17 protein-coding genes are annotated in these 21,616 nt (G+C 63.8%); 10 read left to right on the top strand and 7 right to left on the bottom strand.

Annotated elements, in window-relative coordinates; translation table 11 throughout:
- Positions 1 to 86: 86 nt before the first annotated feature.
- On the bottom strand, positions 87 to 851 hold the full coding sequence (locus tag C1A35_RS17675) for a DeoR/GlpR family DNA-binding transcription regulator (RefSeq protein ID WP_104665577.1): 765 nt from the start codon (positions 849 to 851) through the stop codon (positions 87 to 89).
- Positions 852 to 1,023: 172 nt separating this feature from the next.
- Here C1A35_RS17675 and C1A35_RS17680 point away from each other — a divergent pair, with 172 nt between their 5' ends.
- From C1A35_RS17680 to C1A35_RS17710, 7 genes are all read left to right on the top strand, one after another.
- Positions 1,024 to 1,791 (top strand): SDR family NAD(P)-dependent oxidoreductase, encoded by a 768-nt coding sequence (locus C1A35_RS17680; RefSeq protein WP_104665578.1) that lies wholly within the window; start codon positions 1,024 to 1,026, stop codon positions 1,789 to 1,791.
- 230 nt (positions 1,792 to 2,021) lie between these two features.
- Positions 2,022 to 2,918 (top strand): LysR family transcriptional regulator, encoded by an 897-nt coding sequence (locus C1A35_RS17685; protein WP_104665579.1) that lies wholly within the window; start codon positions 2,022 to 2,024, stop codon positions 2,916 to 2,918.
- A 177-nt stretch (positions 2,919 to 3,095) separates the two neighbouring features.
- On the top strand, positions 3,096 to 3,575 hold the full coding sequence (locus tag C1A35_RS17690) for a formate dehydrogenase subunit gamma (RefSeq protein WP_104665580.1): 480 nt from the start codon (positions 3,096 to 3,098) through the stop codon (positions 3,573 to 3,575).
- On the top strand, positions 3,572 to 5,128 hold the full coding sequence (locus C1A35_RS17695) for a formate dehydrogenase beta subunit (RefSeq protein ID WP_104665581.1): 1,557 nt from the start codon (positions 3,572 to 3,574) through the stop codon (positions 5,126 to 5,128). Before C1A35_RS17690 ends, C1A35_RS17695 begins: the two co-directional genes overlap by 4 nt.
- 11 nt (positions 5,129 to 5,139) lie before the next feature.
- A complete protein-coding gene (gene fdhF, locus C1A35_RS17700; RefSeq protein ID WP_104665582.1) occupies positions 5,140 to 8,019 on the top strand; it encodes a formate dehydrogenase subunit alpha in 2,880 nt (959 codons plus the stop codon).
- A gap of 21 nt (positions 8,020 to 8,040) precedes the next feature.
- Positions 8,041 to 8,880, top strand: coding sequence for a formate dehydrogenase accessory sulfurtransferase FdhD (gene fdhD / locus C1A35_RS17705; RefSeq protein ID WP_104665583.1), 840 nt, complete (start codon positions 8,041 to 8,043; stop codon positions 8,878 to 8,880).
- Positions 8,870 to 9,103, top strand: a complete 234-nt coding sequence (locus C1A35_RS17710; RefSeq protein ID WP_034802422.1) for a formate dehydrogenase subunit delta — start codon at positions 8,870 to 8,872, stop codon at positions 9,101 to 9,103. The genes fdhD and C1A35_RS17710 overlap by 11 nt, the downstream gene beginning before the upstream one ends.
- 147 nt (positions 9,104 to 9,250) lie before the next feature.
- Here C1A35_RS17710 and C1A35_RS17715 read toward each other — a convergent pair whose 3' ends face one another.
- The 4 genes from C1A35_RS17715 to rocF all read right to left on the bottom strand — a co-directional run bounded on the left by C1A35_RS17715 (position 9,251) and on the right by rocF (position 14,477).
- Positions 9,251 to 11,035 carry a methyl-accepting chemotaxis protein gene (locus C1A35_RS17715; RefSeq protein WP_104665584.1) on the bottom strand — a complete coding sequence of 595 codons (1,785 nt, stop codon included), beginning with the start codon at positions 11,033 to 11,035 and terminating at the stop codon, positions 9,251 to 9,253.
- Positions 11,036 to 11,457: 422 nt separating this feature from the next.
- Positions 11,458 to 11,937 carry a chemotaxis protein CheW gene (locus C1A35_RS17720; protein WP_034803080.1) on the bottom strand — a complete coding sequence of 160 codons (480 nt, stop codon included), beginning with the start codon at positions 11,935 to 11,937 and terminating at the stop codon, positions 11,458 to 11,460.
- Between the two features lie 284 nt (positions 11,938 to 12,221).
- Entirely contained in the window at positions 12,222 to 13,427 is a 1,206-nt protein-coding gene (gene rocD, locus C1A35_RS17725; RefSeq protein WP_104665585.1) for an ornithine--oxo-acid transaminase, read from the bottom strand.
- Positions 13,428 to 13,553: 126 nt separating this feature from the next.
- Complete coding sequence (gene rocF, locus C1A35_RS17730; RefSeq protein WP_104665586.1) at positions 13,554 to 14,477, bottom strand: arginase; 924 nt, start codon at positions 14,475 to 14,477, stop codon at positions 13,554 to 13,556.
- Between the two features lie 157 nt (positions 14,478 to 14,634).
- Here rocF and C1A35_RS17735 point away from each other — a divergent pair, with 157 nt between their 5' ends.
- The gene (locus C1A35_RS17735; RefSeq protein WP_104665587.1) at positions 14,635 to 15,069 is read left to right on the top strand and encodes an Lrp/AsnC family transcriptional regulator; all 435 of its coding nucleotides are present in this window, start codon (positions 14,635 to 14,637) and stop codon (positions 15,067 to 15,069) included.
- 111 nt (positions 15,070 to 15,180) lie between these two features.
- On the top strand, positions 15,181 to 15,663 hold the full coding sequence (locus tag C1A35_RS17740) for a VOC family protein (protein WP_104665588.1): 483 nt from the start codon (positions 15,181 to 15,183) through the stop codon (positions 15,661 to 15,663).
- A 65-nt stretch (positions 15,664 to 15,728) separates the two neighbouring features.
- Here the strand turns inward: C1A35_RS17740 and C1A35_RS17745 are convergent, their stop codons facing one another.
- Positions 15,729 to 16,520, bottom strand: coding sequence for an APH(3') family aminoglycoside O-phosphotransferase (locus C1A35_RS17745; protein WP_234822900.1), 792 nt, complete (start codon positions 16,518 to 16,520; stop codon positions 15,729 to 15,731).
- Positions 16,521 to 16,748: 228 nt separating this feature from the next.
- On the opposite strand from C1A35_RS17745, the gene C1A35_RS17750 reads away from it, so the two are divergent.
- Complete coding sequence (locus tag C1A35_RS17750; RefSeq protein WP_104665590.1) at positions 16,749 to 17,243, top strand: MerR family transcriptional regulator; 495 nt, start codon at positions 16,749 to 16,751, stop codon at positions 17,241 to 17,243.
- A gap of 201 nt (positions 17,244 to 17,444) precedes the next feature.
- On the opposite strand, the gene C1A35_RS17755 is transcribed toward C1A35_RS17750, so the two are convergent.
- Positions 17,445 to 21,614: a translocation/assembly module TamB domain-containing protein gene (locus C1A35_RS17755; protein ID WP_234822901.1), complete on the bottom strand. Its 4,170-nt coding sequence runs from the start codon at positions 21,612 to 21,614 to the stop codon at positions 17,445 to 17,447.
- Between the last annotated feature and the right edge of the window lie 2 nt (positions 21,615 to 21,616).

Raw genomic sequence — 21,616 nt, forward strand, 5'->3', positions numbered from 1 at the left:
GCGAAAGTGAAATCAGTTAAAACGAAAACATATCGAATGTCAAACGAATGCTCCCCGAATCTTTAGGGGTGGCTAAATCTCCCGTTTCAGGCGTCGGTTTCGATCAGCCGAACATCCTGTTCGGCACAGATTTTCCTGACGTTTTCGAGCGTGCAGCGATCGGTGATGAAGGTCTGAACCTGCGAGATATGGCCGATGCGAACAGGCGCGGTTCTTTCGAACTTGGTCGAGTCGGAAACCAGGATGACATGGCGCGCATTGGCGATGATCGCCTGGGCGACTTTCACTTCGCGAAAGTCGAAATCGAGAAGAGCGCCGTCATGGTCGATCGCCGAGGCGCCGATGACGGCGAAATCGACCTTGAACTGCTTGATGAAGTCGACGGCGGCCTCACCGACGATGCCGCCATCCGAGCCGCGCACGACGCCGCCGGTTATCACCACCTCGATCGACGGGAAGACGCGTAAGCGGTTGGCGACGTTGATGTTGTTGGTGATGACCATCAGTTCCTTGTGGTCGAGCAGGGCCTCGCCCACCGCTTCGGTGGTGGTACCGATATTGATGAACAGCGAGGCGTTGTCGGGGATGAGCTCGGCAGCCGCCTTGCCGATTGCCTGTTTCTCCGGTGCTGCGATCTGCCGGCGGGCGTCGTATTTGACGTTTTCCTTGCCGCTCGGAAAGATCGCGCCGCCGTGAATGCGGTTCAAAACCTTGGCGTCGCAGAGATCGTTCAGGTCCTTTCGGATGGTCTGCGGAGTGACGGAAAAGCGCTGCGCCAGTTCCTCGACGAGCACGCGGCCTTCGATTTTTGCCAGCTCCAGGATCTCCGCCTGCCGACCCGTCAGATACATTTCATCCTCCCCATTTTCGTTTTGGTTCATAATATGCAAAAACGAAAGCCGTGCAATTTCAGAATCGGCGTTTGTGACGAAATCGCTTTCGCAACGAGGCCAGGGTATCGGCGCGCGTTGCATTCGTTTCGCCGATGGGCGAACCTGCGTTCAGAATGAAGAGGGAAAAGACATGTTTCATCCGGCCTTGTTCAAGGGCATGACCGTTGTGGTCACCGGTGCCGGCCGCGGCATCGGGCTGGAGGTCGCCCGGCAGTTTCTGGATTGCGGTGCGCATGTGCTCGTCCATGCCGGCCGATCGATCGGCGATTTGCCCGATTTTCTCGAATCTGCGGCGACGGAAGGCCGGGCGCATGTGGTGACGGCAGACTTTCTCGCACCCGGCGGCGTCGAGGGGCTGGCCGAGGTGATCAGGGGCCAGTTCGATGCCATCGATATCCTCATCAACAATGCCGGCACGATGGTCGGTCGCTTCCCCGCGGCGGAATTGACCGATGAACAATATCAGACCGTCGTGCAGCTCAATCAGACCGCGGTCGTCGAAATGACGCGCGCGATGCTGCCGCTGCTGCGCAAGGGTACGCATCCAGCGATCGTCAACACGGTCTCGATCTCGGCTGTTACCGGCGGCAGCGCCGGATCGTCGATCTACTCGGCGACCAAGGCCTTCGTCGCCACCTATTCCAAGGCTTTGGCGCGCGAGCTTGCGCCGGATGGTATCCGCGTCAACTGCGTTTCGCCGGGCACCATTACCACCGAGTTCCATGAACGCTACTCGTCCCCGGAAAAACTGGAGGCGACCCGCAAGACCATTCCGCTCGGGCGGCTGGGAACAGCGGAAGATTGCGCGCCCGCCTATCTCTTCCTCGCTTCGCATGCGCTGTCGGGCTACATCACTGGCCAGGTGCTGGAGGTGAACGGCGGGCAGCTGATCGCTTGAGCGGTAGATGAAGTCGGCTGCCCCTCATCCGCCTGCCGGCACCTTCTCCCCGCCTGCGGGGAGAAGGAAGGCTGCAGCGCCCGCTCGCGTCCCCACTCCATTCGGGGCCTGCGTCATGAAGGGGCGACCTCGCGAAGCGCCACGTCCCCTCGCCCCGCAAGCGGGGAGAGGGTTAGTCCTCGGGTTAAACCCGAGGAGAGGGGCAGAGCCACAATAGCTGAAGGCCGGACATGATCGACAAGCTGGAAATGTTCCTCGTTCTTGCACGTGAACGGCACTTCGGCCGGGCCGCGGAGGAGTGCGGGGTGACGCAGCCGACGCTGTCGGCGGCCATCCGCCAGCTCGAGGACCAGCTCGGCGTCATGCTCGTCAGCCGGGGGTCGCGCTTCCAGGGGTTGACGCCCGAGGGCCAGCGCGTGCTCGAATGGGCGCGCCGCATCGTCGGCGATGCCCGCACCATGCGCGAGGAGATGCGGGCGGCGCGCAAGGGGCTTTCCGGCCATATCCGGCTGGCGGCGGTGCCGACGACGCTCGCGATGGTGCCGATGCTGACGGCGCCGTTCCAGGAAAAGCATCCTGACGTTACCTTTTCCGTGCTCTCAACCACATCGGTGCAAATCCTGGCGCTGCTCGAAAATCTCGAGATCGATGCGGGCCTCACCTATCTGGAGAACGAGCCGCTCGGCCGGGTGACCAGCGTACCGCTCCAGGTCGAGCGCTATCACCTCGTCACCGCCGCCGGAACGCCGCTTTCGGAGCGGGAAAGCGTGACCTGGAAAGAGGTTAGCGACGTTCGGCTTTGTCTATTGACGGCCGATATGCAGAACCGCCGCATCGTCAACCAGCATTTTTCGGAAGCCGGAGTCGTCGCCAAGCCGACGCTCGAATCGAATTCGATGATCGTGCTTTTTTCGCATGTGCGCACCGGCCGCTGGGCCAGCATCATGCCATTCAACGTCGCGAAATCATTCGGCTTTCATGAAGATATCCGGATGATCCCGATCGTCGATCCGGATGCCCGCCACACGGTTGGTCTGGTCGCGACGCATCGTGAGCCGTTTACGCCGCTGGTCTCGGCTCTCTTGCACGAGGCACGCATTCTCGGCGAGCGAAATCAGGCTCAATAGATTTTTTCTATCGACCGACGGAACAGCCTTATTGACCCTCAGGGCCATAAGCGCGAAGCTTTTTTGATCATGGCCGGAGACCGCCGAGGAACGGCCTCCGTCAGGAAATATAGTCGGCTGGATCGGTCGCCCGTTTCGGGCCTTGCCCATCCAGTCTACGAGCCGGGAGGGCTCCTGTTGAACATCCATCAGCCGCGCACCGATATCGCGGAAACCACGCTGGCCATTGTCGAGGAGCTCAAAGCGCTCGAAGGGCCCCTGCTGCCGATCCTGCACGAACTTCAGCAAGAGTTCGGCTATGTGCCGCAGGACTGTCTTCCCGTCATTGCGCGTGAACTCAATCTGTCGCGCGCCGAAGTCTACGGGGTGATGACGTTCTACCATGACTTCCGCGAGCACCCGGCCGGGCGTCATGTGCTGAAGCTCTGTCGGGCCGAAGCCTGCCAGTCGATGGGCGGCGATCAGCTCGCCGAGCGCGCCAAGCGGCTGCTCGGCATCGATTTCCATCAGACGACGCCGGATGGGGCTGTGACGCTGGAGCCGGTCTACTGTCTCGGGCTCTGTTCCTGCGCACCCTCCGCGATGCTCGACGGAGAGGTGCATGCTAGGCTCGATGCCACTGACCTCGAAGCACTCGTTCAGGAGGCGCGGCGATGACGGTGAAGATCTATATCCCACGTGATGCGGCGGCGATTGCGCTCGGTGCCGAGAAGGTTGCCAAGGCGATGGCCGAGGCGATCGGCGCGCGCGGCCTCGACGCCACGATCGTGCGCAACGGCTCGCGCGGCATGCACTGGCTGGAGCCGCTGGTCGAGGTGGAAACGGCTGATGGCCGTATCGCCTATGGCCCGGTCAGGGCCAGGGACGTCACCTCGCTGCTCGACGCCGGCCTGCTCGAGGGCGGCGATCACGCCCTCTGTCTCGGCAAGACCGAGGAGATCCCCTTCCTCAAGCAGCAGACGCGGCTGACCTTCGCGCGTTGCGGCATCATCGATCCGCTGTCGCTCGACGACTACCAGGCCCATGGCGGGCTAACCGGGCTGCGCAACGCCATCGCCATGGCGCCGGAGGCGATCGTCGCCCAGGTGACCGAGAGCGGGCTTCGCGGTCGCGGCGGCGCGGGCTTCCCGACCGGTATCAAATGGAAGACGGTGCTCGAGGCGGCGGGCGCGCGCAAGTACATCGTCTGCAACGCCGACGAGGGCGACAGCGGCACTTTCGCCGACCGGATGATCATGGAGGGTGACCCCTTCGTGCTGATCGAGGGCATGGCGATCGCGGGCATCGCGACCGGCGCCACCAAGGGCTTCATCTATACCCGCTCCGAATATCCGCATGCGATCGCGGCGATGGCCGAGGCAATCGAGATCGCGCGCAAGGCCGGCGTGCTCGGGCCTTCGGTGCTCGGCTCCGGCCGCGCCTTCGACATGGAGGTGCGCGAGGGCGCCGGCGCCTATGTCTGCGGCGAGGAAACGGCGCTTCTGAACAGCCTCGAAGGCAAGCGCGGCATCGTGCGTGCCAAGCCGCCGCTTCCGGCCCACAAGGGCCTCTTCGACTGTCCGACCGTGATCAACAACGTGATCTCGCTCGCCTCCGTCCCCATCATCATGGACAAGGGCGCTGCCTATTATCGCGACTTCGGCATGGGCCGGTCGCGCGGCACCATCCCGATCCAGATCGCCGGCAATATCAAGCATGCGGGCCTGTTCGAAACCGCCTTCGGTCTCGCGCTCGGCGAGATCATCGATCATATCGGCGGCGGTACGGCGAGTGGCCGGCCGGTCAAGGCCGTTCAGGTCGGCGGCCCGCTCGGCGCTTATTTTCCGCGGGCGCTGTTCGACACGCCGTTCGACTACGAAGCCTTTGCCGCGCGTGACGGTCTCATCGGCCATGCCGGCATCGTCGTTTTCGACGACACCGTCGACATGCTGCACCAGGCACGCTTTGCCATGGAGTTCTGCGCCGTCGAAAGCTGCGGCAAGTGCACGCCCTGCCGCATCGGTTCGACCCGCGGTGTCGAGGTCGCCGACAAGATCGCGGCGGGCATCGAGCCCGAGAAGAACCGCGAACTGCTCGCCGATCTCTGCAATACGATGAAGTTCGGTTCGCTCTGCGCCCTTGGCGGCTTTACGCCCTATCCGGTCATGAGCGCCATGACCCATTTCCCGGATGACTTTCAGCCGGCACCGCGCGTTGAAGCGGCGGAGTGAGGAAGAAGACCATGTCTCTCATTCATGAAATCGACTACGGCACTCCTGCTTCGAAGTCCGAAAAGCTGGTGACACTGACCATCGACGGGCGCGAGGTCACGGTGCCAGAGGGTACCTCGATCATGCGCGCGGCGATGGATGCCGGCATCGAGGTGCCGAAGCTCTGCGCCTCGGACATGATGGATGCTTTCGGCTCCTGCCGGCTCTGTCTGGTCGAGATCAAGGGACGCGCCGGCATGCCGGCCTCCTGCACGACGCCGGTTGCGGCCGGCATCGAGGTCTCGACCCAGACGCCGCGGCTGAAGGACGTGCGCCGTGGGGTGATGGAGCTCTATATTTCCGACCATCCGCTCGACTGCCTGACCTGCGCTGCCAATGGCGATTGCGAGCTGCAGGACATGGCCGGTGCCGTCGGCCTGCGCGACGTGCGCTACGGCTATGATGGCGACAACCACGTCACGGCGCGCAACAATGGCGGGATCAACGCCAAATGGATGCCGAAGGACGAGTCCAATCCTTACTTCACCTATGATCCGGCCAAATGCATCGTCTGCTCGCGTTGTGTGCGCGCCTGCGAAGAAGTGCAGGGCACCTTCGCGCTGACGATCGGCGGCCGTGGCTTCGACAGCCGCGTGTCGGCCGGCATGGCCGAAGACTTCATGTCGTCGGAATGCGTCTCCTGCGGCGCCTGCGTCCAGGCCTGCCCGACCGCGACGCTCATCGAAAAGTCGGTGATCGAGATCGGCCAGCCGGAACATTCCGAAGTGACGACCTGCGCCTATTGCGGCGTCGGCTGCTCGTTCAAGGCCGAGATGCGCGGCGAGGAACTGGTGCGCATGGTGCCGTGGAAGGACGGCCAGGCCAACCGCGGTCATTCCTGCGTCAAGGGCCGGTTTGCCTATGGCTATTCCAACCACAAGGACCGCATCCTCAACCCGATGATCCGCGAGAAGATCTCCGATCCCTGGCGCGAAGTCACCTGGGAGGAGGCCTATGCGCACGTGGCCTCGGAATTCCGGCGGATCCAGTACCAGTATGGCCGCGATTCCGTCGGCGGCATCACCTCGTCGCGCTGCACCAATGAAGAGACCTATCTGGTGCAGAAGCTGGTGCGCGCCGGCTTCGGCAACAACAATGTCGACACCTGCGCCCGCGTCTGTCACTCGCCGACCGGCTACGGTCTCGGCCAGGCCTTCGGCACGTCGGCCGGTACGCAGAACTTCGACAGTGTCGAGTTCACCGACGTTGCCGTCATCATCGGCGCCAACCCGACCGACGGCCATCCGGTCTTCGGGTCGCGACTGAAGAAGCGCTTGCGCGAAGGCGCCAAGCTGATCGTCATCGATCCGCGCCGCACCGACATCGTGCGCTCTGCGCATGTGGAAGCCGCCTATCATCTGCCGCTCAAGCCCGGCACCAACGTTGCGATCCTGACGTCGATTGCGCATGTGATCGTCACCGAAGGGCTCGCCAACGAGAAGTTTATCCGCGAGCGCTGCGACTGGTCGGAATACGAGGATTGGGCGGCCTTCGTCGCAGAGCCCTATCACAGCCCGGAGGCGACCGAAGCCTATACCGGCGTGCCCGCCGATCTCGTGCGCGGTGCGGCCCGGCTCTATGCCACCGGCGGCAACGGCGCGATCTATTACGGCCTCGGCGTCACCGAGCACAGCCAGGGCTCGACGACGGTCATGGCGATCGCCAACCTCGCCATGGTCACCGGCAATATAGGCCGGCCGGGCGTCGGCGTGAACCCGCTGCGCGGCCAGAACAATGTGCAGGGTTCCTGCGACATGGGCTCGTTCCCGCACGAGCTGCCGGGCTATCGCCACATCTCCGACGACGCGACCCGCGAGACCTTCGAGAAGCTCTGGGGCGTGGCGATCTCCAACGAGCCGGGCCTGCGCATCCCCAACATGCTCGATGCCGCCGTCGACGGCACTTTCAAGGGCATCTACATCCAGGGTGAAGACATCCTTCAGTCCGACCCGGACACCAAGCATGTGGCCGCCGGCCTTGCCGCGATGGAATGCGTCGTCGTGCACGACCTCTTCCTCAACGAGACCGCGAACTACGCGCATGTCTTCCTGCCGGGTTCGACCTTCCTTGAAAAGGACGGCACCTTCACCAACGCCGAGCGCCGCATCAACCGGGTGCGCAAGGTGATGACGCCGAAGAACGGCTATGCCGACTGGGAGGTCACGCAGAAGCTCGCCCAGGCCATGGGCCTCAACTGGAACTACCGCCACCCCTCCGAGATCATGGACGAGATCGCCGCGACGACACCGAGCTTCGCGCTCGTTTCCTACGACTATCTCGACAAGATGGGCTCGGTGCAGTGGCCCTGCAACGAGAAGCATCCCGAGGGTTCGCCGATCATGCATGTCGACGGCTTCGTGCGCGGCAAGGGCAAGTTCATCCGCACCGAATATGTGGCGACCGACGAACGCACCGGCCCGCGCTTCCCGCTGCTTCTCACCACCGGCCGCATCCTCAGCCAGTACAATGTCGGCGCCCAGACACGGCGCACGGACAACGTCGTCTGGCATGCGGAGGACCGGCTGGAGATCCATCCACACGACGCCGAACAGCGCGGCATCCGCGACGGCGACTGGATCCGGCTTGCGAGCCGCGCCGGCGAGACGACCCTTCGTTCGCTGATCACCGATCGCGTGGCGCCCGGTGTCGTCTACACCACCTTCCACCACCCGACGACACAGGCGAACGTCATCACGACAGACTTTTCCGACTGGGCGACCAACTGCCCGGAATACAAGGTGACCGCGGTACAGGTGATGCCGTCGAACGGTCCTTCGGACTGGCAGGTGGACTACGACGAACAGGCCCGCCAGTCGCGCCGGATTTCCGGCAAGCTGGAGGCGGCGGAGTGATGGTTCGGGCTGCGACCGGTCATGGCGACGTTTAGGACATCCAAGACCGTTCCCGAGGCGGCTCGCCGCAACGGTGCACTTCGGGACGGCTCGCGCGCCGTGCCGGAGGAAACGCCGGTTGCCTTCAGCTATGGCGGCTCGACCCATGCGGTGATGATGGCCACGCCCGGTGATCTCGAGGATTTTGCCGTCGGCTTCAGCCTGACCGAGGGCATCATCACCGATCCCGACCAGATCGAATCGGTCGAGATCGTCTCGGAAACAATCGCAGGCAATCTCGGCATCGACCTGCAGATCGTGCTTCGCGACGAAGAGAACGACATGCTGCGCCAGCGCCGGCGGCACATGGCGGGGCCGGTCGGCTGCGGTCTTTGCGGCATCGAATCGATCGAGCAGGCGGTCAGGCCGACGCCGGATGTTTCCGGCTCGAAGCTGACGCTCTCGCAAGAGGACGTGGTCGCGGCCGTGGCGCTGCTCAACGGCCAGCAGCCGCTGCATTTCGAAACGCGCGCCGTACATGGCGCTGCCTTCTACGTGCCGGGCCGCGGCCTGATCGCCGTGCGCGAGGATGTCGGGCGCCACAATGCACTCGACAAGCTGGTGGGCGCCGCCGCGCGCGCCGGTTTCAGGGGAAGCGCCGGCGCCGTCGTCGTCACCAGCCGGGTGTCCGTCGAGATGGTGCAGAAGACGGCGGTTGTCGGCAGCCCCGTGATCATCGCCATTTCGGCGCCGACGGCGCTTGCCATCCGCACAGCCGACGCTGCGGGCATGACGCTGATCGCGCTCGTGCGCGGTGACGAGTTCGAGATTTTCACCCATGCCGAACGCATCAAGTCCGGAGCCGCCGTCGATGTCGCATGACAACACCAACGCCAAGCTGATCTACATGGCGAACCAGATCGCCACCTTCTTCAAGAGCCAGCCTGAGAGCGAGGCGGCGCAGGGCGTCGCCACCCATATCAACAAGTATTGGGAACCGCGCATGCGGCGCAAATTGTTCGAGCACATCGACAATGGCGGGGAAGGGCTGACGCCGCTGGTGCTGGAGGCGGCCGCGAAGATCAAGCGTCCGGAAGCGGCTTGACCGGCTTCATCAAACCGACGCAGCTTCTCTAAAAGTCGCCGAGACGGCGTATTTCTCGACAAGCAGGTCCTCTGAAAAGATTTAAGGGAAGGCGGCTACCGGTCGCCGCCTTCCCCATTCCCGAGCGCGGGGTGCAGGGATGTGCGCTCAGAAATTCTGCCAGCCATCCGCGGCCGGCGCCGCAGCGAGGCTTGTTCGCCCACCGCCGCGCATGGCGCGGGCGGTTGCGTGCAGGCGTGATGGTTGCGTGCGATCGTCGAGGTGACGGCTCGCGTCGATGATCTGGGCCTGCTCGCCGTAGCGGAACTGGCGGAGCAGCTCGTGCAGGGCTTCCGCCTCGCGGGCCATGGCGTGGCTTGCCGCCGTGCTCTCTTCGACCATGGCGGCGTTCTGCTGCGTCGCCTGGTCCATCGAGTTGACCGCCTGGTTGATCTCCTTGAGACCGGTCGATTGTTCTCGTGCGGCCTCGACGATCGCGGCGACGTTGCCGTTGATTTCCTGGACCTGGACGAGGATTTCTTCGAGCGCCGCCCCCGTCTGGCCGACCAGCGACACGCCGTTCTTGACGTGTTCGGTGGAGGTGCCGATCAGCGCCTTGATATCTTTGGCGGCACTGGCGGAGCGTTGCGCAAGCTCGCGCACTTCCTGGGCGACGACGGCGAAGCCCTTGCCGGCTTCACCGGCTCGCGCCGCCTCGACGCCGGCATTGAGCGCCAGGAGGTTCGTCTGGAAGGCGATGTCGTCGATGACGCCGATGATGTTGGAGATTTCGCGGGACGATTGCTCGATCTGGCCCATCGCGTCGATGGCGCTCTTGACCACCTTGCCGGAGCGTTCGGCGCCGGTCTTGGTCTTGGCGACCAGGCCGCCGGCCTCCTCGGCGCGGCGGCTGGAGTCCGATACGGTCGTGGTGATCTCGTCGAGCGCTGCTGCGGTCTCTTCCACCGACGCCGCCTGCTGTTCCGTGCGCTTCGACAGGTCGTCGGCAGCGGCCCGGATCTCGCGGGCGCCGGAGGCGATCGCACTGGCATTGTCGCCGACGGTTCGCATCGCCCCACGCAGCTTGGCGGTGGCATCGTTGAAGTCGGTGCGCACCGCTTCCATGCTCGGCACGAAAGGCGTGTCGAGGTTTCGCGTCAGATCGCCTTCGGCGAGCGCCCTCAGGCCGGCGCCGAGGTTGTTGATGGCGCTCATGCGCTCGCTGACATCGGTCGCGAACTTGACGACCTTGTAGACCTTGCCGCTGAAGTCGCGGATCGGGTTGTAGGCCGCCTGGATCCAGATCTCCTTGCCGCCCTTGCCGTAGCGTACGAACTCGTTGGAGAAGAACTCGCCGGCGGCCAAGCGTTTCCAGAAGTCGGCATATTCGGCTGTGCGGGCGTAGTTCGGCTCGCAGAACATGCTGTGATGCTTGCCCTGGATTTCCTGGAGGCTGTAGCCGAGTGCGGCGCAGAAATTTTCGTTCGCCGTCAGGATCTCGCCCGATGGCGTGAACTCGATCACCGCCTGGGAGCGGGAGATCGCGTCGAGCTTGCCGGCATCTTCCGTGGCCCTTGCCTTGGCGGCGGTGATGTCGGTTGCGAACTTGACCACCTTGTAGGGCTTGCCGTTGCGGGTGACGGGGTTGTAGCTCGCCTGGATCCAGATTTCGCGGCCGCCCTTGGCGATGCGCTTGTAGGCATTGGCATCGAATTCGCCGCGGCCGAGCCGGGCCCAGAAGTCGCGGTACTCCTGCGTCTGGGCGTAGTCGGCGGAGCAGAACATGCGGTGATGCTGGCCGACGATTTCCTGGAGGCTGTAGCCGATAGCGGCGCAGAAGTTCTCATTGGCGGTGAGGATATTGCCGGTCAGGTCGAACTGGATGATGGCCTGCGACTTCGAAAGCGCGGCGATGATCTGGCTCGCGTCTGCAATTTTTCCGAGAGCGAACATGGTAACCCTCTGATCTCGTTTGTTTGGCTTAAGCCGGGGCTTCGTGCCTCATTTGACAGGGCTTGCGGGGCCAGAGCGGCGCAACTCCCGGACTAGGACAAATACCGGCAACCCGAATAATGTCTGGTCGTCCTGCGCCGGCCCAATCCGGTCAGCGCTTTCGTGCTTCGTGAAGGAGTTCGAACTACCGGGCTTCATGCCCAAGGCGCCGTGTTGATACAATCTAGGTTAGTGACATGACTATTAAGCAGGTGTTAAAATAGCAACTATCAAATCTCAGTTGTAAAAACTCATATATCCAATTTTAGTTGAATTAGTTCCTCCTGTTTTTCTAAAGTATTGCCCGTTGACTGGGCAAATAACCAACAAAAAAGCCGCCCCACGATACGTGGAACGGCCTTGATTGTCGCTTGCCGGTTGCTTTAGGCGGCGAGTTCCTCGACCTCGCGTTCCTTGAACATGCGGGCAAGATTGAGGAAGCAGATCATGCCGGTCTCATTGGCGATGATGCCTTCGGCGAAGCTCTTGTCGAAAGACGCCGTCACTTCCGGCACCGGCTGAACCTGGCTGCCCTGGACCGTGAGGATATCCGACACGCGGTCGACGACGAGACCGATCACCATGTTGTGCACCTCGGCGACGACGATGGCGCTGCGCTCGTTGGCGGTCGTCGATTTCATGCCGAGCTTGTGGGCGAGATCGATGATCGGGATCACCGTGCCGCGCAGGTTCATGACGCCGATCACTTCCGGCGGCGAATGCGGGATCGGCGTCGAGGGCGCCCAGCCGCGGATTTCGCGGATCGTCGTCGTCTTGACGCAGAATTCCTGGTCGTGGAGGCGGAACGCAATGATTTCCAGCGTCTCGCCGTCGAAACCGGCCGTCCTGAGTGTGCTTGTCATCGAAGGTCCTTCCAGCTTTCCGGTCGACGCCTCTGGGCGCGACACCGCCAAACTCCAGATCTCTCCATATGGCTGCCGGCGCGTGAGGCGCGGCCAATGATCCGTCGAGGAGAGATCTTTACAATCCGCCGATCACATCCGGCGGGGCGCAGCTGCATCATGCGCGGAGGAACCGCTTTGCGCTTTGGGAAAGGACTATAGGCCGGGATTCGTTAAGACTTGCTTTTGCAAATGCTTACGAAGGATCCGCCCCGAGAGAGACCCGGGGCGGAAACGATCTCAGATCAGGCGGAGGCGAGAACCGCCGCAAAGTGCTCGACCGCCCAGTCGACCTGATCGGCGGTGATGACCAGCGGCGGCGCGATGCGGATCGTGTCGCCATGGGTGTCCTTGGCAAGGATGCCGCGCTCCTTCAGGGCTTCGCAGTACTTGCGCGCGCCACCGGCTTCCGGCACCAGCTCGACGGCCAGCATCAGGCCGCGGCCGCGGACTTCCTTGATGATGTTGGAGCGGATGTCGGTGAGGCCCTTCTGGAAGCGCTCGCCCATCTTAGCCGAGTTTTCGATCATGCCTTCTTCGGTCAGCGCCTTCAGCGCCGCGCGGGCGATGGCGCAGGCGAGCGGGTTGCCGCCGAAGGTCGAGCCATGCTGGCCGGGCTTCAGCACGCCGAGCACTTCCGAGTTGGAGAGCACGGCCGAGACCGGATAGAAGCCGCCGGACAGCGCCTTCCCGATCAGCGTCACGTCGGCCTCGATCGCCTCATGCTCTTCGGCAAGCAGCTTGCCGGTGCGGCCAAGGCCGGTCTGGATCTCGTCGAGGATCAGCGTGATGCCGTGTTTGGTGCAGAGTTCGCGCACCGTCGTGAAGTAGCCTGCCGGCGGGACGATGACGCCGGCCTCGCCCTGGATCGGCTCGACGAGGAAGGCGACGGTGTTTTCGTTGATTGCAGCGCGGAAGGCATCGATGTCACCGAAGGGCACGACCCGGAAGCCCGGAGCAAACGGGCCGAAGCCGGTGCGGGCGTCCGGATCGGTCGAGAAGCCGACGATGCCCATGGTGCGGCCATGGAAGTTGTTCGAGCAGACGATGATCTCGGCCTTGTTCTCGGCGACGCCCTTGACCTCGTAGCCCCACTTGCGCACCGCCTTGACGGCGGTCTCGACCGCTTCGGCGCCGGAGTTCATCGGCAGCACCTTGTGCGAGCCGGTCAGCGCCGCGATCTCTTCGTAGAAATGCGCCAGCTGGTCGTTGCGGAAGGCGCGCGAGGTCAGCGTCAGCTTCTGCGCCTGTTCCATCATCGCCTTCAGGATCTTCGGATGGCAGTGGCCCTGGTTGACGGCGGAATAGGCCGAAAGGCAATCGAGGTAGCGATTGCCCTCCATGTCCCAGACATAGACGCCTTCGCCGCGCGAGAGCACCACGTCGAGCGGCTTGTAGTTATGGGCGCCGAGCCGGTATTCGGTTTCGATCAGGGCTGCCGTCGTGTTCATGCATGATCCTCCGTTTGTCTTCTACAGCGCCGCGCGTCTGATCAGACGCGCAAGGGTCGCTGTAGCACTTTGATTTTCTGCATAATTTTTCCTTGAAACCAGTTCGTTTCAAGGAATTGCAGGGTCTCAGGCGCTGCGGGTCGGCCGGTCGAGCACGCGGCGGCCAAAGAGGCTTGCCGTCAGTTCGACCAGGACGCGCGCGCTCTTGCCACGGTCGTCGAGGAAGGGGTTGAGCTCGACGACGTCGAGCGAGGACACGAGGTCGCTTTCCCAGAGCATTTCCATGATCAGGTGCGCTTCGCGGAAGGTGGCGCCGCCCGGAACGGTGGTGCCGACACCGGGGGCCAGTTCCGGATCCATGAAGTCGACGTCGAGGCTCACGTGCAGCAGGCCGTTTGCGGCGCGAACCTCTTCGAGGATCTGGCGCATGATATGGGCCATGCCGAGTTCATCGACAGCGCGCATGTCATAGACGCGCACGCCATGTTCTGAGATCTCTTCGCGTTCGCGGTCGTCGACCGAGCGGATGCCGACCTGGAAGACCTTCTTCGGATCGACGAGCGGACGGTCGGCGGGCAGGATCGGGGCGAACTCGGCCTGGCCGCAGAAATAGGCAACCGGCATGCCGTGCATGTTGCCGGAGGGCGACGTCGACGGCGAGTTGAAATCGGCATGCGCGTCGAGCCAGAGCACGAAGAGCGGCCGGCTGACATCGGCGGCGTAGCGCGCCATGCCGGATACGCTGCCCATCGAGAGCGCGTGGTCACCGCCGAGGATGATCGGGAAGTGGCCCTTGCGCACGGTGTCGTGCACGGAATCATGCAGTGCGCGCGCGAAGGCTGCGACGATCTGCAGGTTGTTGGCGCCCGGGTGGTTGGCGAGATCGCGCGCCGGAAGCGGTTTGACGTCGCCGTCGTCGTGAACCGTGTGGCCGAGGTCGCGCAGCACCGTGTCGATGCCGGCGATGCGCAGGGCCGTTGGGCCCATGGCCGCGCCGCGCCGTCCAGAACCTTCCTCGATGGGTGCGCCGATCAGCGTGATGGTCGTCATGTCCGCCCGATTCCTTCCTAAAGATAATTCCGACATGTTCCCGGTTGGGATCGCGCAGATTATGGCGAAAATGGGCGTCGGCAAAAAGATGGAAAACTGCCGATTAGCGAGCTAAAATCGACAGATTGATAAGTCCGATTTTACAAAGTGACAGACTATGGATGATCTCGACCAGGCGCTCATCAGCGCACTGCGCCAGAATGCGCGCATTCCCGTTTCGACGCTATCGGAAATGACCGGTGTGTCGCGGGCGACCGTCGCGGCCCGCATCGACAGGTTGGTGGCCAATGGCACGATCGCCGCCTTCACGATCCGCACCGGCGCGGAAATTCCGACATCCGGTGTGCGCGCGGTCGTCATGATCGAGGTGCACGGCAAGATGGCCGATCGCGTCGCGGAACATTTGCGCGGCCTGCCGCAGGTCAAGGCGCTGCACAGCACGAATGGCCGCTGGGACTTCATCGCCGAACTGGAAGACCGCGATCTCGTCTCCTTCGACGAGACGCTGCGGCGCATCCGCCTGATCGACGGCATCACTGTTACCGAGACGAATATCCTGTTGAAAACCAGCAAGATGACCGGCGCGTTCTAGTCTTTTGCCGGGTCCTCAACCGGTGGCGAAATCACGGCTCGGAGTCGAATTGTTCTTGCTTTGTTCTAATGTTTCGCTATGATGGCCGCCTCACCCAAGATGGAGGATGTCATGGTTGCCAATGGCGGCAGGCTTGCCGATCGGCAGATCTGTGTGAAGCTGTTTGTCAGGCATGGCGACGAGGATCGCGCCATCGCCTTTTACCGCGAGGCGCTGGGCGCCGAGCTTCTGCAGCGGCATGAATGGCCGAGCGGCATTTTGACGAGTGCGGATCTGAGGATTGGGGAATCGGTGTTCCGGATTGCCGGGGCCAATCCGCGCCGCGACGCGGAGCCCAAGCTCGGCGGGCCGCGCTCGCCGCATGCGCTCGGCACGACGGCGGTGATCCTGGAGCTGCATGTGCGCGACGTCGATCGTGTCATCGGCCGCGCGATCGGCGCCGGGGCGAGCCTTCGCAATGCGGCCGAAACCCTGTCGACGGGCGACCGCGTCGGCGCCTTCATCGATCCCTTCGGCCATATATGGGCCCTATTCAACGCGATCGAAGACGCCGATATCGTCGATCTGAGCATCGAGGCCCGCAACGCCGCCTGAGGCGTTGCGGGCCTTTCGTTGCACGCGTAGCCGAGCGGGGAGGGGTGCCGCTTGCCAACAGGCGATCAGAAGAACTCGTCGAGCAGGCAGTAGAAATCGCGTTTCTTGGGGTCATCCTTGTCGACGCCGTAGCGCGTGAGAAACGGCTGTACCCATTCCTCACCGAGATTGTAGGCGATGCTGCGGCAGGCGAGCGCGATGTCCTGACAGGGGTCGGCGACACCCAGGCGGCTGCAATCGATGAAGCCGGAAAACCGGCCGTTCTTCTCGATGATATTCGGCAGGCAGGCGTCGCCGTGGGTGACGACGAGCGTGTCGGCCTGGGGCTTGCGGGCCTGCAGTTCGGCAAAGAGATCTGCTGCCGTGCGGCCGAGCCGCGTTTCGTCGAAGTCGCTTTCATCGATCACGCCGGCGCAGGTGCGCGCCTTCGCGATGGCGATGCGCTTTTCGACCCGGTGATCAAAGGGGCAGGTGGCGACATCGAGTGCATGCAGTCGCTTCAGTGCGTCCGCGAGGATGACGATCTGGTCCTTGGGCGACAGCGTCGCGGAGGCAAGGTCCGTGCCTTCGACCGCTTGCAGCAGCAGCCAGTTCGTTTCCGCGTCGAAGGCGCGGGCGATCACGCGCGGACAGGGCATGCCCTTGGACGCCAGCCAATCAAGCCGCGCCGCCTCGTCGACGAATTCGCTGAACGGACCGGCTTCCTCGACCTTCAGCACCAGCATGGGGCGGTCCGGCGCCTTCAACAGAAAGATGCTCGAGTCGGATTGCCCGAGCAAATCACGGTTCCATTGATAGCCGGCGACAAGGGGACGGAACGGGTCGGGCAGTTCGGGATGCGGAAAAGAAGAAGGCAAGACAACCACCTGAAAAATGAATGAAACAAAGGGGGCGCGGTCGCGCGCCGATGCCGATGTAGGTTTGGCAAAGTGGCAATTCCACGGATTGTTTCCGCAAGTTTCGACTGCGCGTGCCGCCAGAGCGCCTTTCATCGCACGTCTTCGCCAAATCTCCGTCAAAACTTCGCAAAGACCGCTCGGGCCGACCGCAAGGTCATCCTTTGAACGTGTTTCGAGGAGGTGCGCATGGGCGTGAACCACAATGAACTGCTGTTGGCGGCCGAATGCGCCGACCGTCTCGGCCTCACCATCCGCGCCCTCAAGGTCTATGAGGATCGTGGCCTGATAACGCCGCGGCGGACGGAGCAGAAATGGCGCCTCTACGGTGCCGTCGAAATTGCGCGGCTGACGGAAATCCTGGCCTTGAGGCGGCTTGGCCTCAGCCTCACCCGGATTACCGAAATGCTTGCCGGCACCCCGCCTGCTCTCGGGCAAACGCTGGCCGTCCAGCAGTCGGCGTTCTCGGACTTGCGCGACCGCGTCGACCACAGCCTGTCCTTGATCGATGCCGCTCTTCGGAAGATCGAGCGCGGCGACGCCGTCTCGATCGACGAACTCGTCGTGCTTGCGAGGGACACCGGGATGACCGGCCTGTCACCCGACGCCGGCGCATGGCGCCGTTACGAGCAGACGCGTCCGCGCCGGGAGGCTTCGTTGGTTTCAGAGAATGGCTGGGCGTGACGCAGGTCGTGCAGGAACGCGCAGCGGGTTGCGCTGACGACAGGCCTGATTCAAGAACTTAAAGCGCCGGGCGTGGCTGAAGGCCGTGGCGGACCTGGCCGCCGAGACGGGTCATCGTCGAAATGAACCCGCGGATCGCGATCGGTCCGCGGGTTTTCTCGCTCCCGCGGAGCGGAGCCGGCGGTATTCGCCGGCTGCCGCTCAATATTCCTTTTCGAAGAAGACGCCGCCGGAGGCCGAGCCGTCGCCGGCCGCCGATCCCTTGAGCTTCACGCCCTTGCCGACATCGAGGTTGATGACCGCCTTGCTGGAGGCGGAATCGGAGCCCTGCTGCAGTTCGATATAGGTGCGGTCGTTGAGATATTTGCCGGCGCGCACGGAAGCGCCGCCGTTCTCGTCGGTGGTGACGTCGAGATCGTCGACGCCGAGCTTGTTGCGCAGGCCGTCGAGCAGCGACGTCGAGCCGCCGCCGGCGAGCTGGCTGACCGCGGAGGCAAGCTGGGCGATCTGGAAGGCCGACAGGTTCGACAGCGACCGGTTGAAGATCAGCTGCGCCAGGATCTCGTCCTGGGGCAGGGCCGGCGACGAGGAGAAGGCGATCTGCGGATTGTTGGCGAGACCCGCGACCGAGACGGTGATGGTGGTCGCGCCGACGCTGGACGTTGCCTTGAGATCGAGCGTCGGGATGAGGTCGCCGCCAAAGCCGATATTGCCGTCGGTGAAGGTCAGGCGCTTGCCGAGAATTTCGAGGCGCCCGCGACGCATTTCGAAGCCGCCGGACACGATCGGCTGCACGGCGGTGCCGCGGATCGTCAGATTGCCACCGAGTTCCGCGTCGATGCCGCGACCGCGCACGAAGACCTGTTGGGCGTTGACGCCGAGATCGAAGGCGATGACACCGCTGGCATTGGCGCCGGCGGCCGGGACCTCGTCCTTGCGCAGGTCCTTGACCATCCTCTGCACCTTGGGCGGCGCATTCTTGTGCTTGATGTCGATCGCAGACAGTGAGGTCGGCAGCTTCTCCGGAATGGTGATCGATGCCTTGCGGATCGTGACCTTGCCGCCGAGAGTTGGGGTCGAGACCAGGGGGCCGGTGAGCGTCAATTCACCGGCAAGGTTGGCGTTGAACAGCGTGCCGTCGACGTAGGTTGCATTGTTCAGCTTGATCGTCAGGTTGGCCGGGAAGCCGGAGCCGGGTACGGTGCCGACCGTGCCTGACGCCTCGACCGAGCCGCCGGTCGCGAGATTGGCCGAGAGCTTGGAGATCGTCGCCTGCTTGCCGTCGAGCGCGATATTGGCGGTCAGGTTGTTGAGCGCCAGGTTGCGGCGCACGTCGACGAGGCGGCCGCCCGACGTCGTGATCGTGCCGGCGATCTGCGGCGTCTTGGCCGAGCCGGAAATCGCGACGTCGACGTTTGCCTGGCCCGTGAGCGTAAAGCCCTTTTCCGCCATCAGGTTGGCGATGAGGGCGAAGGGAACGTTGCCGTTGAATTTCATCGCGATCGGCATGTTGCCGCCGATATCGACAGTGCCGCCGCCCTTGAAGGAAAGGCCACCGGCGCCCGAAAGCGTCGTGTCGAGCGTGACCTTGTTGTTGGCGAACCTGCCGTTGGCGGTGACGTCGAAGGCGGCGACGCCGGCCGTACGCGCTGCGGCGAGCGAGGCGCCCGACCATTTCAGATCGTAGGCGACCACGGGCGCGGACGCTGCACCGTCGACATCGACGGTGCCGGCGATCGTGCCCTCGGCGCCGAGACCAGGTGCAAAGGCGTTGACGAGTGCTGCGGGAAGCGCATTGAGCTTGGCCGTGAGGTCGAGTTTTTCGCCGGCGGTGCCGTTGACGGCGACGGTGCCCTTCGAGGCCTGGATCGTCAGTCCGTTGAGGCGGACGATGCCGTTCTCGATGACGATCGTCGTCGGCTGCGCCAGCTTCAGCGGGATGCCCTTCGGCGTCGCGCCAAAGGATGCGAGGCGGATTTCGGTGCGGCCCTTGGCACTGGTGAGATCGCCCTTGGCGGTCAGCGGGCCGCCGTCATACTTGCCGTCGACGGCAAAGCCGGTGCGGCCGGCCTGCTGGGTAAAATCGACGGCAAGTCCGGAAACCCGGTTTTCGCCCTGCGCGATGGTTTCGGCGCGGACGGTGCCCTTGATCGCAAGGGCCGCAACATCGGCGATGGTGATGTCGGCGGTGGGCCTGGAGATCGTCAGCGCATCGCGCTTGATGCCGCTGCCGCCGGCCTTGACCACGACGGAGGTGATGCCGTTTTCGGTCTTGATGGCGGCCGAGCCGTTGAGGTCGCCGGAGGCTTTCTGCCCGGCCATGGCCGCCAAGAGACCGAGATCGGGCAGGTTGAAATCGATCGTGCCGTCCGGCTTGAAATCGGGAGTAAAATTGATCGCCCCGGTCAGCTTGTTCTCGCCGATTCGGGCTTCAAGTACCGGAATGGCGGTGCGGCCATCCTTGGAGACGACGTCAGCCTTGACGTCGATCGCCTGGCCGTCGAGCGCGCCGGTTGCCGTCAGGCTTGCCTGCGGGCTCGAAGGGTTGGCCTTGGCGTCGGCCTTGACGTTGAGGTCGCTGAGCGTGCGCCCGGCCAATGTCGCGCCGCTCGAGGTCAGCTCGGCCTTGATGCCGAGTTCCGAAAGCGGGCCGGTCACGGCGGCGGTGAACTCGGCCTTGCCCTTGGCGTCGGCAAGCAGCTTGCCGAGATCGGGCAGGGTGCCCTTGAGATCGGCCGTCAGGTTGCTCTCCGCCAGAGCAACGGTGCCGGCCGCCTCGATCGTGCTCGACTTGAGGTCGAGACCCTCGACGGTGACGCTGCCGTCGCTTGCCGTCTTCACCTCGCCCGAGAGTGCGATCGTGCCGTCGAACTTCGCCGCGGCCGCCGGCGGCAGGGCGCCTGGAACGGCAAAGAGCTTGAAGGCGGCGGAAACCGTGTTCTCGTCGCGATAGAAGGCGCCGGTGAGCGAGCCGCCGATGCCGGGGCTTTCGATCGTCACCGGATTGAAGGCGATGTTTTCCTTCGTCACCGACAGGTTGGCGTCAATCTTCAGCGGCACCTGGACCAGGCGCGCAAGGTTGGCGTCGTTGAAGCCGGCCTCGCCCACCTCGATCACGGCCTTCACCGGGCCGGACTGTGCCTGGAGATTGAAGCGGTCGCTACGCGCCGAAAGCTTGACTGCGCCGAGCGCCACGTCCGGCAGCGCCACCGAGGCGACGTCCGCGGCGATGTCAAGATTGGCGGCCTGCGCGTCGCCGATCAGCGACAGGTCAACGGCATTGACCTTGGCCTGCGCTTCGCCCTTCTGCAGCGGCCAGCGGAAGTCGATCGCGCCGTTGGTGCCGGCGAGCCTGGCCTTGAGGTTGTTCTCGCCCTTGCTGTCATAGGTGCCGAAGGCGGCAAAGGAGAGCGCGCCCGTCGTCACATGCGCCTTGTCGACCTGAACCAGCCCCTGGTCGTTGAACGCGGTGGCGATGTCGATCCTGGTCTCGCCCTTAAACATCGGGCGCAGCGCCGGGGGCATCAGCGCGCCGAAGCCACCGCCGCCGTCGACGGTCAGCCGATGCATTCCGTCAGGCGTCTGGACGTGGCGACCGCCGAGCTTGAGGATTTCGCTGCCGTCGAGTGCTGCCGTGGCGCTGCCCGCCCAGTCGGAAAGAGGGCCTTCGCCGGTCAGCTTGATGTTGACCGAGGGTTCGTTGGGCAGGCGAAGAAGCTTTGCCAATACGCCGTTTGCGGGCTCGTCCACGGTTGCTTCGAGCTTCAGTTCGTTGCCCGCCGGATTGAAGACGATATCGGCGACCGCGCGGGCCTCCGGCCGGTCGCGCTGGGCGGCAGCGAGCCCAAGGGCGATGCTTTCGTTGGTGGCGTCGATCTTGCCGCTGGCGGTCAGGAACTGGTCTTCGCCTGCTATCGCCTTGCCGATGATGATTTCCTTCATGTCGATCGCGTCGATCTTGACGTCGACGGGAAGCGCAAAGGTCGAGCGGACTTCCTTGGTCTCGGTGGAGGGGATCGGCAGGCGTTCGACGCGCACCGTGCCGGCCGAGAGCGCTGCGGCCTCGAAGCGGAAGGCGAGAAGGGCCGCCGGCGACCAGTTGAGCTTGAGGTCGCGCACCTCCGCATAAATACCTTCACCGTCGAGCAGCGTGATGCTTCCGGCCGTAAACTCGCCCGTCAGCAGCGCGCTCGGATCGGCGATCCGCACGATCTGGTCAGGCGTTGCCGCATATTTCTCGATCGCCCAGGCAACGAGGCGAGCGCCAGGTGTCGTGAAGCCCACGAACGCGAGGAGAAGGAGGGCAACGACCGCGATCACGCTAAGCAAGCGCAGCGTCGCGCGAAGGAAGCGGACGACCTGATTCATCATTT

Origin of the sequence: Ensifer adhaerens (genome assembly GCF_002940685.1) — a bacterium.
GTDB lineage: Bacteria > Pseudomonadota > Alphaproteobacteria > Rhizobiales > Rhizobiaceae > Ensifer > Ensifer adhaerens_E.

Coding starts and splice junctions, on each gene's coding strand:
- C1A35_RS17675 (WP_104665577.1), bottom strand. CDS start 851: ATGTATCTGACGGGTCGGCAGGCGGAGATCCTGGAGCTGGCAAAAATC.
- C1A35_RS17680 (WP_104665578.1), top strand. CDS start 1,024: ATGTTTCATCCGGCCTTGTTCAAGGGCATGACCGTTGTGGTCACCGGT.
- C1A35_RS17685 (WP_104665579.1), top strand. CDS start 2,022: ATGATCGACAAGCTGGAAATGTTCCTCGTTCTTGCACGTGAACGGCAC.
- C1A35_RS17695 (WP_104665581.1), top strand. CDS start 3,572: ATGACGGTGAAGATCTATATCCCACGTGATGCGGCGGCGATTGCGCTC.
- fdhF (WP_104665582.1), top strand. CDS start 5,140: ATGTCTCTCATTCATGAAATCGACTACGGCACTCCTGCTTCGAAGTCC.
- fdhD (WP_104665583.1), top strand. CDS start 8,041: ATGGCGACGTTTAGGACATCCAAGACCGTTCCCGAGGCGGCTCGCCGC.
- C1A35_RS17710 (WP_034802422.1), top strand. CDS start 8,870: ATGTCGCATGACAACACCAACGCCAAGCTGATCTACATGGCGAACCAG.
- C1A35_RS17715 (WP_104665584.1), bottom strand. CDS start 11,035: ATGTTCGCTCTCGGAAAAATTGCAGACGCGAGCCAGATCATCGCCGCG.
- C1A35_RS17720 (WP_034803080.1), bottom strand. CDS start 11,937: ATGACAAGCACACTCAGGACGGCCGGTTTCGACGGCGAGACGCTGGAA.
- rocD (WP_104665585.1), bottom strand. CDS start 13,427: ATGAACACGACGGCAGCCCTGATCGAAACCGAATACCGGCTCGGCGCC.
- rocF (WP_104665586.1), bottom strand. CDS start 14,477: ATGACGACCATCACGCTGATCGGCGCACCCATCGAGGAAGGTTCTGGA.
- C1A35_RS17735 (WP_104665587.1), top strand. CDS start 14,635: ATGGATGATCTCGACCAGGCGCTCATCAGCGCACTGCGCCAGAATGCG.
- C1A35_RS17740 (WP_104665588.1), top strand. CDS start 15,181: ATGGTTGCCAATGGCGGCAGGCTTGCCGATCGGCAGATCTGTGTGAAG.
- C1A35_RS17750 (WP_104665590.1), top strand. CDS start 16,749: ATGGGCGTGAACCACAATGAACTGCTGTTGGCGGCCGAATGCGCCGAC.
- C1A35_RS17755 (WP_234822901.1), bottom strand. CDS start 21,614: ATGATGAATCAGGTCGTCCGCTTCCTTCGCGCGACGCTGCGCTTGCTT.